The organism is Pseudoalteromonas sp. SS15 (genome assembly GCF_049257195.1).
In the GTDB taxonomy this organism is placed as follows: domain Bacteria; phylum Pseudomonadota; class Gammaproteobacteria; order Enterobacterales; family Alteromonadaceae; genus Pseudoalteromonas.
In genome coordinates this window covers 14139-26612 of record NZ_JBMMUD010000007.1, presented here as the reverse complement: position 1 = coordinate 26612, position 12474 = coordinate 14139, and the positions used below count along the sequence as shown (strand labels likewise).

Annotated in this window: 12 protein-coding genes; 9 read left to right on the top strand and 3 right to left on the bottom strand. The window is 42.1% G+C overall.

Features of this window, described 5'->3' with window-relative positions; translation table 11 throughout:
• Positions 1-38: 38 nt before the first annotated feature.
• Both AAEU28_RS14945 and AAEU28_RS14940 read left to right on the top strand, forming a co-directional pair.
• Complete coding sequence (locus tag AAEU28_RS14945; RefSeq protein WP_421964870.1) at positions 39-683, top strand: hypothetical protein; 645 nt, start codon at positions 39-41, stop codon at positions 681-683.
• Entirely contained in the window at positions 684-1358 is a 675-nt protein-coding gene (locus AAEU28_RS14940; protein ID WP_421964869.1) for a hypothetical protein, read from the top strand.
• 624 nt (positions 1359-1982) lie between these two features.
• Here AAEU28_RS14940 and AAEU28_RS14935 read toward each other — a convergent pair.
• The 3 genes from AAEU28_RS14935 to hslR form a co-directional block, all read right to left on the bottom strand.
• Positions 1983-3521 carry a phosphoenolpyruvate carboxykinase gene (locus AAEU28_RS14935; RefSeq protein ID WP_058031243.1) on the bottom strand — a complete coding sequence of 513 codons (1539 nt, stop codon included), beginning with the start codon at positions 3519-3521 and terminating at the stop codon, positions 1983-1985.
• A gap of 261 nt (positions 3522-3782) precedes the next feature.
• The gene (gene hslO, locus AAEU28_RS14930; RefSeq protein ID WP_421964868.1) at positions 3783-4628 is read right to left on the bottom strand and encodes an Hsp33 family molecular chaperone HslO; all 846 of its coding nucleotides are present in this window, start codon (positions 4626-4628) and stop codon (positions 3783-3785) included.
• 10 nt (positions 4629-4638) lie between these two features.
• Positions 4639-5049, bottom strand: a complete 411-nt coding sequence (gene hslR, locus AAEU28_RS14925; protein ID WP_058031241.1) for a ribosome-associated heat shock protein Hsp15 — start codon at positions 5047-5049, stop codon at positions 4639-4641.
• A 212-nt stretch (positions 5050-5261) separates the two neighbouring features.
• Between hslR and gspC the strand changes: the two genes are divergently transcribed.
• The 7 genes from gspC to gspI are packed head-to-tail and all read left to right on the top strand — an operon-like array spanning position 5262 to position 12473.
• Positions 5262-6155 carry a type II secretion system protein GspC gene (gspC, locus tag AAEU28_RS14920; protein WP_138477846.1) on the top strand — a complete coding sequence of 298 codons (894 nt, stop codon included), beginning with the start codon at positions 5262-5264 and terminating at the stop codon, positions 6153-6155.
• Positions 6156-6179: 24 nt separating this feature from the next.
• Positions 6180-8246: a type II secretion system secretin GspD gene (gene gspD, locus AAEU28_RS14915; RefSeq protein WP_421964867.1), complete on the top strand. Its 2067-nt coding sequence runs from the start codon at positions 6180-6182 to the stop codon at positions 8244-8246.
• Entirely contained in the window at positions 8239-9789 is a 1551-nt protein-coding gene (gene gspE, locus AAEU28_RS14910; protein ID WP_421964866.1) for a type II secretion system ATPase GspE, read from the top strand. Before gspD ends, gspE begins: the two co-directional genes overlap by 8 nt.
• Positions 9790-9791: 2 nt before the next feature.
• A complete protein-coding gene (gene gspF / locus AAEU28_RS14905; protein WP_421964865.1) occupies positions 9792-11018 on the top strand; it encodes a type II secretion system inner membrane protein GspF in 1227 nt (408 codons plus the stop codon).
• A 53-nt stretch (positions 11019-11071) separates the two neighbouring features.
• Positions 11072-11500 (top strand): type II secretion system major pseudopilin GspG, encoded by a 429-nt coding sequence (gene gspG, locus AAEU28_RS14900; protein ID WP_421964864.1) that lies wholly within the window; start codon positions 11072-11074, stop codon positions 11498-11500.
• 5 nt (positions 11501-11505) lie between these two features.
• Complete coding sequence (locus AAEU28_RS14895) at positions 11506-12102, top strand: prepilin-type N-terminal cleavage/methylation domain-containing protein (RefSeq protein WP_421964863.1); 597 nt, start codon at positions 11506-11508, stop codon at positions 12100-12102.
• Entirely contained in the window at positions 12099-12473 is a 375-nt protein-coding gene (gene gspI / locus AAEU28_RS14890; RefSeq protein ID WP_058031235.1) for a type II secretion system minor pseudopilin GspI, read from the top strand. Before AAEU28_RS14895 ends, gspI begins: the two co-directional genes overlap by 4 nt.
• The last annotated feature ends 1 nt before the right edge of the window (position 12474 follow it).

The window sequence follows — 12474 nt, the reverse complement described above, 5'->3', positions numbered from 1 at the left end:
GATAACGTTAAAATCAAAGAAAAAATAAAAGCATAAATATGGATCATTTAACTCGCGTTTATCATTTTCGTTATCTTCGACAGTTGCTTGAAGTGAAGCGCTTTTTAAAAGTTAACCCCAGTCTTTTGCCTGCTGTAATTTACTTAGTTTCAAGTGGTGCAGGTCTGTACTATCTGACGTGTTTGTTGTCTCACTTTGGTTTTGATGGGCTAAAACACATTGGGCTCGGTGATTTTCTTACGATTATTTTTTCAAGCTTTTGGTTACTCGGAGCATTCGTCGCCTTTCTGCTACTATTCGCCTTCTTTATCCCTATAGATCGTGCTTCTTCAAGTATTCAATTTTTATCTATTGGTAAGTTTATGAGTGCCATGAATCGGCCATTCTTGAAGGTCCATGCTTTATATGGCTTTAGCTCTTCAGTTATCGCAATCTTTTTTAGTGCAAATATTTTGGCAGAGAGTCAAGCAAGTGCCATCAAACACTCAAAGTCAGATTTAGTCGAAGTCAGTTTTAACTACCCGGTGAATTGGCTAGGTAACACGATTACAAAATTAAATGCAGTAAAAGTGGTGGCCAGCACAAGTCGGTATGTGTTTATTTACCACCCCGATACAAAAAAATCGGTAGTCGTACCTCTGGGAAATATCGCCACTATTTTTAATGTAAAGCAGGGTGGGTGAATGAATCGGATCACAACTGATGAAGCCTACTTCGCTTGGTTTAAATCTTCGTTAGAAAAAAGCAAAGTATTTTTCTATGAAAATCCTAGTGTGTTGTTGTCCTTAACTTATCTGGCGCTCAGCTTCTCAGGTTTAATTTATCTCTATGTACTTGGACGTGGTGTTGGCGTGGACATTATTAAATATCTAGAGCTGGTTGATTTCTTCATGGCGTTTTTGGCAACACCGCAAATTTTATATTCTTGCATTGGAGCGATAAGCACCATGGCAATCGGGTTTTTCTTAATACAAAAAAGTGAGAAAGCTAAGTCAAAGCGTGCTGAGCAGAGTGTAGGTTGGAGAAGCTGGTTTGAGACATGGCGGCCTTTTTATAAAGTGAATCCGCTTATTTTAGGTATATTTGCTTTCCTATGTTTACCACTGATTTATTCAGCTTTAATCGGCCGCCTTGATGCAGAACGAGTCCTCCAAGAAGGGGGGAAGGTTTATCAAGTTGACTTGGTAAACCCAGTGTCAATTCATGAGCAATCTATGCTTCGTTTTGACCATTTAAAGCTAGTCACAGAAACCGAACGGTTTAGCTTCTTTTATTCTGTAAAGTTAAAGCAAGTTTTGTTGATTACTCGCGATAATATCGCCAGTGTGCAGCTTGCTAGCCAGGGCTATGATAACTAGTCATAGCTTCTTATCGCTGTCTCTTTGTAGTGGTACCTTGAATTGGGTTTGTTGTCAGTATGGAGTCTATCTAAAGTAGATGGTGTCAGTTGTGTCGAGGGCTAAAAAAGGAAATACAAACCCGACATAAAGTCGGTGCTACCGAGGGTATAGAGTCTTTTTTTGGGGGAGGCTTAACTAAACGTTTAAGATAGTAGCTGTTAGAGCGACGTAATCAATGCCCACTGAGCTATATCTATGAAGCTAATATGTTTATCTTGGTTGATATGAGGAAAAGCTCATATTCGTCAACGAGTGCTCATTAGACATTTCTATTAAAACTTTCTTAATAGTAAGCTGACGGCAAATCAGGATAGAAAATATTAATCCTCGACTAATAGTGATACCAATCCCCAATAATACACAATCATTTTAAGGGGCTAAAACTGACGCTAGCTTCGTTAAAAATTTATTATTTAGAACAACTAAATAATAAATTTTAGCCTCGCTATCGACTAGTTTTCCTTGCCTCAAAATAGATCACTTAGTTAAGAGGGTTGGTATAAGCAGGTCAATATGCTGTATTTTAGGCACAAAAAAACGCCCAACGAGGGGCGCTTTTGATAAAGGAATTGGTTGTGCTAATTAGCCACGAGGACCAGCTTGCTTAATCGCTTCTGATACATCGTACTTCTCAAAGTTAGCTTGGAAGTCAGTTGCTAATTTAGCTGCGTACTCAGCGTACTTCTCTTTGTCTTCCCAAGTATTGATTGGGTTAAGAAGTTCAGTTGCAACACCAGGTACTGCTACTGGTACGTCTAGGTTTAGTGACTCGATGTGTTGAGTTTCAACATCAGCAAGGTTACCAGATACGATTGCATCAACAACAGCACGTGTTGTAGGGATGTCAAAACGCTTACCAATGCCGTAAGGACCACCAGTCCAACCTGTGTTAACTAGGTATACTTTCGCGCCAAACTCACGTACACGCTTCATTAGAAGCTCTGCGTAAACGCCAGCTGGACGAGGGAAGAATGGTGCGCCGAAACAAGTTGAGAACGTTGACTCGATGTCAGACGTTGAACCGATTTCAGTTGAACCTACTTTCGCTGTGTAACCACTTAAGAAGTGGTAAGCCGCGGCTTCTTCAGAAAGTACAGATACCGGAGGTAAAACACCACTTACGTCACATGTTAAGAACACAACTGCTTTTGGCTCACCAGCACGGTTTTCAACTTTACGCTTTTCAACGTGCTCTAGTGGGTAAGCTGCACGCGTGTTTTGCGTTAGGCTTGTGTCGTTAAAGTCTGGTACACGGTTTTCATCTAGTACTACGTTTTCTAGAATTGTACCGAACTTGATTGCGTTCCAGATAACTGGCTCGTTCTTTTGCGAAAGGTCGATACACTTAGCGTAACAACCGCCTTCGATGTTAAATACGCTGCCTGGTGCCCAACCGTGCTCATCATCACCGATAAGGAAACGTGTTGGATCTGCCGATAAAGTTGTTTTACCAGTACCAGAAAGACCGAAGAATAAGGCTGTGTCGCCAGCTTCACCAACGTTTGCACTACAGTGCATTGGTAAAACACCTTTAGCAGGAAGTAGGAAGTTCTGAACAGAGAACATCGACTTCTTCATTTCACCGGCGTAATGCATACCTGCCAGTAGTACTTTGCGCTGTGCAAAGTTGATAATAACTGTACCATCGCTGTTTGTGCCATCACGCTCAGGGTCACATACAAATGAAGGTACATTTAAGATCTGCCACTGAGGTAAATCTGATGCATTGTATGATTTAGGTTCAATAAACATGTTCTTAGCGAAGATGTGGTGCCACGCTGTTTCAGTTGTTACAACAACTGGAAGGTAGTGTTCAGGATCTGCGCCAACTTCTAGGTGAGAGACGAAGTGGTCATTTTCCTGTACGTGTGCTTCTACACGTGCCCATAGCGCATCAAACTTTTCAGCATCGAAAGGACGGTTAACATTGCCCCATTGGATTTCAGTTTCGGTGCTTGGCTCTTTAACGATAAAACGATCACTTGGTGAACGACCTGTACGACGGCCAGTTTTAGCTACGAAAGCTCCATTTGCGGCTAAAGTCCCTTCGCCACGGCTAATTGCGTGTTCGACAAGTTCAGCTGCAGTTAAATCGACAAAACGAGTAGCGCTTGATGTCATGTTATTACCTAAATGTGAGAATTGAACGGGATAGCTCTGAGTTCTTAATACTCTTAAGCTGAAATTATAGTAACAGATGAAATTGAGATATTCGAGCCTTTGGAAGGGTTAAAAAGGCATAAATTTGGTAAAAAACTTGAATAATTTCAATGATACCGGTGTCATAAAAAAGCCATTTAAAATGACACCGGTATCATTTTTTAGACATAAAAAAGCCGTCGTTTTGACGGCTTTTTAGCTTATGCTGAGTCAATACTACTTTTAGTTAAAAATAGCCTTGATATCTTGTTCATCAAATCGGTAATTTTTCAGGCAGTAATGACAACTGATATTTACTTCACCGTCTTCTGCCACTTGAGCCAGTAATTCATCTTGACCTACATTCACCAAAGCATTGATGGTTTTGTCTCGGCTACAGCCACAAACAAAGTTCAGCTCTTGCGGTTCGAACAATTGTGGGTTGTCTTCATGGTAAAGGCGAGTTAATACCGTTTGAGCATCTAGATCGAGTAGCTCTTCATCTTTAATGGTGTTACTAAGCGCTTCTAGGTGGGTGAAGTCTTGCTGTGACTTTTCTTTATTCACAGGTAAAACCTGTAAAAACAGGCCAGCAGCTTTGAGCTGTTCGCCCGAAGTGCGTGTTGCAAACCACAAGCGCGTCTTTAACTGCTCAGACTGTTCAAAGTAACCTTCTAGACATTCTGCTAAATTATCAGAGGTTAAAGGTACAATACCTTGGTAGCGCTCACCTTTAGTTGGGGTGATAGTGATCACCATATATCCCTGACCCATTAGGTCCTGAATACTGTTACCCGTAACTTCGCCTTGTAAGCGTGCAATGCCGCGCATATTTTGATTGTGGTCACCGTTTATTACCGCATATTTAACTGGGCCATCACCTTGCAGTTGCACCGCGATATCGCCTTCAAATTTTAAAGTAGCGGTCAGTAGGCTGGTTGCGACTAGCAACTCACCTAATAATTGCTTTACAGGTTCTGGGTAGTCGTGTTCACCGATAATATCTTTAAACGTTTGTTCGATTTGTACTAGTTCACCACGAACGTCTAACTGATCGAAAATGTAACGGTGTAATAAATCTGATTGCATTTATAAAATCCTAGCTTGATTTTAACTTTAGTAATTCGCGACGTTGCTTTTTATCCGGTTTGGTTTCCGGGCGCGGCGCAAAAAAGCTGTTATTCTTTCTAGCGATGGCGTTTTGCTCTCGCTTTTCTATACTGTGCTCAGCTTCTTCATATAATAGCTGAGCAAGTGGCGCGGCCTGACGCTTGTCATAGACCTTTAAAATCGTCACTTCCTTTTCCTCATAACCCTGAGCAAGGTTGACAGTCGCACCAATTTCAACCGTTTTACTGGGTTTACAGCGCTGACCGTTATAGTGTACTTTACCACCTTGGATCATTTCTCGAGCAATACTGCGAGTTTTATAAAAACGCGCTGCCCAAAGCCACTTATCTAAGCGAACTGCTTCTATTTGGCTGTTTTGTTCAGAGGATTGTTTTTTCACAACGAGAATACCATCAAGGATTGAGGGATTTGTGAGGTGAAATTTATCATATATTCAGGCCCAACAAAAGCGGGCGCTGTTCACCCTTCCTTCAATATAATGTGGGTAATCTCACGTAATACAAGTGTCACAAAGTTTCACATTTGTACGCTTGTTGAATTAATTTCGTCGCGGTACACTTGGCCGTTCAACAGAATAAGAAAAAGTCTCATATGGAATTACAATTACAACAGTTAACGAGCATATTTCAGAAGTTGCCGCATGCCAAACTCAGTCGTTTGGTGGTAGTACTGACTGTTGTTTATATTGCTTATTTGTGCGCACAGTTAGTTTGGCTGTTTTGGCCACAACCACAAAGCGCGAACTTAGCACCGCTTTCAAGTTCAGTAAGCAGTAAAACCAATAACGTCAACACACAAGCTATTATTCAGCAAAACCTATTTGGTGTTGCTAATGAAAAACCAAAAGCCCCCCCTAAGCCTGTCGCACGTGTTTCTGATGCGCCTAAAACAACATTAAATGTGAAACTTACCGGTATTGTTGCTGTCAGTTTAAATGATACCGCGGGTTTGGCGATTATCGAATCGCAGGGGCGACAAGAAACTTACGAAGTAAAAGATGCCATCACTGGTACGCGCGCAAAATTAGCACAAGTGTTGCCTGATCGAGTCTTGCTAGATGTAAATGGCCGTTTTGAAACGCTCATGCTTGATGGTCTTGCTTATACAAAACAAGTGGCCATGCCGGTGTCGGGCCCACGTGAAGTGCGTGACACACAGAGAAAGCCAAGCATCGATCGCTCTGAGTTGGCACAGCGTCGCCAAGAGTTACTAAGAGAGCCAGGTAAGTTACTCGATTACATCAGAATCTCTCAGGCTCGAAGAAACGGTGAGTTAATAGGTTATCGTTTAAGCCCGGGTAAAGATCCTGAGCTATTTAAAAAAATGGGTTTAAAGAATAATGATTTGGCCATTGCAATCAATGGTTATCAACTAACGGATATGAGACAGGCAATGACTGCAATGCAAGAGCTCAGAGAAGCCACTGATGCCACAATTAGCATTGAACGAGACGGTCGTGTGATCGACGTACAATTCAGCCTGTAAGCACAATTTTTGGAGTTAATAATAATGAGAAATAAGCTAGACCTCAGAAAAATCAAAAAAGGGTTAGCTAAGTATGCGGCTCTGATGTTTGCAGCTGGGTTATCGTTATCTGTTTCTGCTGTTGAATACGCAGCGAACTTTAAAGGTACTGATATTAATGAATTTATTAATATCGTTGGTAAGAACCTGAATAAGACCATCATTATCGATCCTAACGTTCGTGGCAATATTAATGTGCGCAGTTATGAGTTGATGGATGAAGAACTTTATTATCAGTTCTTTTTAAATGTTTTAGAAGTATATGGCTATGCTGTCATTGAAATGGACAGTGGCATCTTAAAAATCTTACGTAGTTCAGATGGTAAGAAAAGCAATGTACCATTAGTTTCAGATAATAATGCGTCCGAAGGTGATACTTTAGTTACCCGTGTTATTCGCGTTAAAAATGTGTCGGTTCAAGAACTTGGTCCACTCATTCGTCAGTTCAGTGACCAAAAAGATGGCGGCCATGTTACTAATTTCAGTTCTGCTAACGTGATGATGCTGACAGGCCACGCAGCGTCTGTAAATCGCCTTGTCGATATCATAAAATCAGTTGACCAAGCAGGTGACACGTTAGTTGAAATTATTGAACTGAAGCACGCAACTGCTGACGATGTGGTAAAAGTGGTTGAGAGCATTTATAAGTCATCTGGTAAAAATACAATACCTGACTTTCTTATTCCAAAGGTCGTGGCTGATAATCGTACTAACAGTGTCATTGTCAGTGGTGAAGGGCAAGCGCGCTCTAGAGCAGTAGACCTAGTTAAGCGCCTAGATGGTGAGCTAAAAAGCCAAGGCAATACGCAGGTTTTCTATCTTGATTATGCAAAAGCAGAAGATCTTGTAAAAGTATTACAAGGTGTGAGCAAAACACTGCAAGAAGAAGCACAAGGCGGTAATAACAAGAGTCGAAGTCGCAGCAATAACAACGAAACCAGTATTGAAGCCCACCCGGATTCAAACTCACTAGTCATTACAGCTCAGCCAGATACCATGCGCTCATTGGCATCTGTGATAAAAAAACTAGATATTCGTCGTGCGCAAGTTTTAGTTGAAGCGATCGTTGTTGAAGTACTTGAAGGTGATGGTATCAACCTAGGCCTACAATGGATTTCAGAACAAGGTGGTATGCTGCAATTTAATAATGGTAGTAATGTCCCAGTGGGTTCATTAGCGGTTGCTGCAGAGCAAGCGCGTGATAAAACCATTACGAAAAATATTACAGGTAGTGAAACAGGTAAAACAACGCCTTATACAGAAACCAAAGAAGGTGACTTAGGTCCTTTAGCTGCATTACTCGGTGGTGTGAATGGTCTTGCAGCAGGCATCATTAAGAATGACTGGGGTGCGATCATTCAGGCTATTTCGACTGATACGAAATCGAACATCCTAGCGACGCCGTCTGTAACTACGATGGATAATGAAGAAGCGTCGATGATTGTTGGTCAAGAAGTGCCAATTATTACCGGCTCGACAACCAGCGGCAACAACTCTAACCCATTCCAAACGGTTGACCGTCAAGAAGTGGGTATTAAGTTAAAAGTAACCCCTCAGATTAATGATGGTTCAGCGGTTCAGTTAACCATTGAGCAAGAAGTATCGAGTGTCAGCGGCGCAACCGCAGTTGATATCGCGGTGAACAAGCGTGCAATTAACACCACAGTTATTGCTGACGATGGCGGTATGGTTATTCTAGGTGGTCTAATTGACGAAGACGTGCAAGAAAGTGTGTCGAAAGTACCACTACTAGGCGACATTCCTATTTTAGGTCACTTATTTAAGTCAACGAGTACAACTAAGCGTAAGCGTAACCTTTTAGTATTCATTCGTCCGACGATCCTTCGTGACAGCCGTAGTATGAATGAGTTAAGCCATTCAAAGTATAACTTCATTCGTGGCGAGCAAAATAAGCAGCGTGACGATGGTATTGATTTAATGCCATTTGAAGAGACGCCAGTATTACCTGAGTGGAATGATGCGATGACGCTGCCACCAACGTACGAACAATATCTAAAAGAGCAAACTAAGAAAGAGCGCCAAGATGATTGATATAAACAATCAACTAGAAAGTGAGCACACTGAGTTGCTCACTGACGCGCCAGTAGAAGAGGTAGCACGAGAGCTATCTCTTAAACTGCCTTTTTCTTATGCGCGTCGTGTAAATATGCTGCTAGCCGAAAAAGAAGACGGCCTTAAAGTTTTCTATACGGGTGATTTAAATGTTGCGCATTTACTAGAAATTCGCCGAGTAGCAGGGGCTGAGTTTAAGCTTGAACAGTTAGAAGCTGAAAAGTTTGAGTTTATGCTTGAAGAAGCGTATCAGCGTGATAGCTCAGAAACTCAGCAAATGATGGAAGACATTGGCAACGAAGTTGACCTCTTTTCGTTGGCTGAAGAGCTACCGCAAACGGAAGACTTATTAGCGGCTGACGATGATGCGCCGATCATCAAGTTAATCAATGCCATGCTGAGTGAGGCAATCAAAGACGGTGCCTCAGATATCCACATTGAAACCTTTGAACAAGATCTAGTTATTCGCTTTAGGGTGGATGGTGTTTTAAAAGAAGTTCTAAAGCCAAATCGAAAACTCGCGTCACTACTTGTTTCACGTATCAAGGTAATGGCTAAGCTTGATATCGCTGAAAAGCGTATCCCACAAGATGGCCGTATTTCGTTGCGTATCGCAGGGCGTGCAGTCGATGTGCGTGTATCGACTATGCCGTCAAGCTTTGGTGAGCGTGTGGTACTGCGTCTACTCGATAAAAATAATGCACGTCTAAACCTAGAAGATTTGGGTATGACAGAGCGCAACCGTGAATTGTTCAGCGAACTAATTGCCAAACCGCACGGTATTATTTTGGTGACCGGCCCAACAGGTTCAGGTAAGAGTACCACTTTGTATGCTGGTATGAGCCAAATCAACTCCAAAGACCGAAATATTCTAACGGTAGAAGATCCAATTGAATATGAAATCCCAGGCATAGGTCAAACTCAGGTCAACCCGAAAGTTGATATGACATTTGCCCGAGGTTTACGTGCTATTCTACGTCAAGACCCTGATGTGGTAATGGTTGGTGAGATCCGAGATTTAGAAACGGGCCAAATTGCTGTTCAGGCATCACTGACGGGTCACTTAGTAATGTCGACCCTGCATACCAATACGGCTTCAGGCGCGATTACGCGTATGGAAGATATGGGCGTAGAGCCATTCTTACTATCTTCATCTCTATTAGGTGTGTTGTCTCAACGTCTAGTCCGTACCTTATGTAATGATTGTAAAGAACCACATCAAGCCGATGAGCGTGAATGTGAGTTACTAGGTGTAAGTAAAGACAGTAATACCATTATTTACCGTCCTGTTGGCTGTGAATCATGTAATTACAATGGCTATAAAGGCCGTACCGGCATTCACGAGCTATTGGTCGTTGATGAAACAGTACGTGAGCTTATCCATAATGGTAAGGGTGAGCAGGCAGTAGAAAAGTATATTCGTACTTTCAGTCCTAGTATTCGTCAAGATGGTTGCTCTCGTGTTCTGAAAGGACAAACTTCTTTAGAAGAAGTGTTACGTGTAACTCGTGAGGAAGGTTGATCATGGCAGCGTTTGAGTATCGAGCGCTCGATGGTAAGGGCAAAGAAAAGAAAGGCATCTTAGAAGGCGATACCGCGAAACAGATCCGCCAACAACTTCGAGAAAAAGGCATGATGCCTTTGGAGGTTGCGCCTGCGGCTGAAAAAGAAAAACATCAATCTGGTGGTGGGTTTAAACTGTTCACAGGTTATAAGCCTTCCGTCTCTGATATCGCTTTAATCACTCGTCAATTGGCAACACTTATCCAGTCTTCATTGCCAGTCGAAGCGGCTGTGATGGCAGTGGCAGAGCAGTGTGAGAAGCCTCGACTGAAGCGTATGTTGATGTCGGTGCGCTCTAAAGTTGTAGAGGGTTACACATTGGCTGATGGTATGTCAGAGTTTCCTCATGTATTTGATAACCTATATCGTGCCATGGTGGCAGCAGGTGAAAAGTCAGGCCATTTAGATGAAGTACTTAATCGTCTGGCTGATTACACAGAGCAACGCCAGCATATGCGTAGTCAAATCACTCAGGCGATGGTGTATCCAAGCATTCTTGTGGTTTTTGCCATTGGTATTGTGGCGGTATTGCTTGGTACTGTGGTTCCAGAGATTTTGAAAACCTTTGAAAAGTCGAAGCAAGCACTGCCTTGGACCACTGAATGGGTAATGGCAGCAAGTAATTTCGTACAAGCTTACTGGATGCCAAGCTTTATTGGTATTGTGGCCATAACAATTGGCATCAAACAGGCGCTACTGAAACCCAAAATTCGTTTTTGGTATGACACGCAATTATTACGTCTACCAGGTTTAGGCAAAATTAGCCGTAGTATCAATACGGCACGTTTTGCGCGTACCCTCAGTATTTTGTCTTCGAGTGCAGTACCTTTATTGGAAGGTATGAAGATTTCTGGTCAGGTACTTGAAAACGAGAAGATTAAATCCGCGGTATCAGAAGCAGCGGTCAGAGTCAGTGAAGGTGCAAGCTTAAGAGCATCACTTCAGCAAACCAAGTTATTCCCACCTATGATGCTACATATGATCGCCAGTGGTGAAAAGTCGGGTGAGCTAGAGCAAATGCTGGAGCGAGCGGCTAACAACCAAGACAGAGAGTTTGAAACCATGGTCAGCGTATCATTAAAGCTATTAGAGCCTGCAATGATCGCAACCATGGCCATTATTGTGTTGTTTATTGTTATGGCAATTTTGCAACCAATTATGGAAATGAACAAAGCCATCGGCTTATAGTCAAATAAAGAGTTTAAAAATAACAGCTATTAGCAGCTAATGAGGTATTCATTGTGAAAAAGCAATCAGGTTTCTCCCTACTAGAAGTAATGGTGGTACTGGTTATCATCGGTATGATCTTATCAATCGTTGCCCCAAACATTATGGGCCAACAAGAAGAGGCTGCTTTAGATAAAGCGAGTTTAGATATTCAACAGCTTGAAGATGCGATGAATATGTACAAGCTGAAGAATAAGAAGTATCCAACGACTGAGCAGGGCTTAGAAGCACTTGTAACTAAGACGACAATTGACCCTGTACCACGTCGTTTCCCTGAAGGTGGCTTTATTTCTAAATTACCTGAAGATCCATGGGGCAACCCTTACCAGCTAGTTAGCCCAGGTGAGATGGGTAAGATCGATATCTTCTCAATGGGCCCAGATGGTGAAGTGGGTACTGATGATGATATCGGTAACTGGACTGACGAAGACGAAGTGCGTTAATACGTATGCGTTTAGGCTTAGGGCAAAATATCAATAAGGCAAAGGGCTTCAGTTTACTTGAAGTCCTTGTTGTACTTGTGATCATCGCCATGTCAGTGAAAATGGTGAGTTACACCTTTGATGATGCCGAAGCCGAAGAGTTAGAAAAACAAGCGCTCAGAGTATACAGAGTAATTAATCTTGCCTCTGAGTTTGCAGTATTGAACCAAATTGAGCTTGGCTTTCACCTTGATAAAAATGTCTTAGAATTTTTGGTCTTTGATGGTGAGAAGTGGTCGGTATTTGATGCTGAAGAATTATATGAACCCATTACCTTCGGTAAAGAATACAAAGTTAATCTGAATATCGAAGATTTATCTTGGTCGCAAGACAATTTGTTAGAGCAAGCCAACTGGCGTGAATTAATGGGCACCGGTGATGACGAAAGCTTGCTTGAGTTAAAAAAGCTCAAAGTGCCGCAAGTATTAATCTTATCTTCGGGCGAAGTGAGCGCGTTTCAGTTTAGTGTCGAGTTATCAGACAGAGATGCAGAGCAAGCACGTTACTTTATCGAAGGTGAGTTTATCGCCCCTGTTAATTTACGAGTGGAGCCTGAAGTATGAAGAAGCAATCGGCTGGCTTTACTCTGTTAGAAGTGATGGTGGCTTTGGGGATCTGTGCCATGGCAGGTATTGCTGCTATGCAAGTTACAGGTGAACATGTTTCCCATATCGCCTCACTAGAAGAACAAACTTATGCATCTTGGGTGGCAGAGAATCGCTTGGTGATGATACGTGCACAAGGTGATAAGTGGAATGGTAAGAATAACAATAAAGGTGAAGAAGAGTTAGCTGGTATGACTTGGTACTGGCAAGAGAAAGTTACCAAAACCAATGACCCAAGTTTTGTCAAAGTGCAAGTTGAAGTATTCAGCGATGCTGAATATAAAAATTCTTTGTATGACTTAAGTACATTCATTTTAAAGGGTAAGTAAC

What these genes read in the sequence shown, in the direction of transcription:
- AAEU28_RS14945 (WP_421964870.1), top strand. Translation starts at nt 39, where the DNA reads ATGGATCATTTAACTCGCGTTTATCATTTTCGTTATCTTCGACAGTTG.
- AAEU28_RS14940 (WP_421964869.1), top strand. Translation starts at nt 684, where the DNA reads ATGAATCGGATCACAACTGATGAAGCCTACTTCGCTTGGTTTAAATCT.
- AAEU28_RS14935 (WP_058031243.1), bottom strand. Translation starts at nt 3,521, where the DNA reads ATGACATCAAGCGCTACTCGTTTTGTCGATTTAACTGCAGCTGAACTT.
- hslO (WP_421964868.1), bottom strand. Translation starts at nt 4,628, where the DNA reads ATGCAATCAGATTTATTACACCGTTACATTTTCGATCAGTTAGACGTT.
- gspC (WP_138477846.1), top strand. Translation starts at nt 5,262, where the DNA reads ATGGAATTACAATTACAACAGTTAACGAGCATATTTCAGAAGTTGCCG.
- gspD (WP_421964867.1), top strand. Translation starts at nt 6,180, where the DNA reads ATGAGAAATAAGCTAGACCTCAGAAAAATCAAAAAAGGGTTAGCTAAG.
- gspE (WP_421964866.1), top strand. Translation starts at nt 8,239, where the DNA reads ATGATTGATATAAACAATCAACTAGAAAGTGAGCACACTGAGTTGCTC.
- gspF (WP_421964865.1), top strand. Translation starts at nt 9,792, where the DNA reads ATGGCAGCGTTTGAGTATCGAGCGCTCGATGGTAAGGGCAAAGAAAAG.
- AAEU28_RS14895 (WP_421964863.1), top strand. Translation starts at nt 11,506, where the DNA reads ATGCGTTTAGGCTTAGGGCAAAATATCAATAAGGCAAAGGGCTTCAGT.
- gspI (WP_058031235.1), top strand. Translation starts at nt 12,099, where the DNA reads ATGAAGAAGCAATCGGCTGGCTTTACTCTGTTAGAAGTGATGGTGGCT.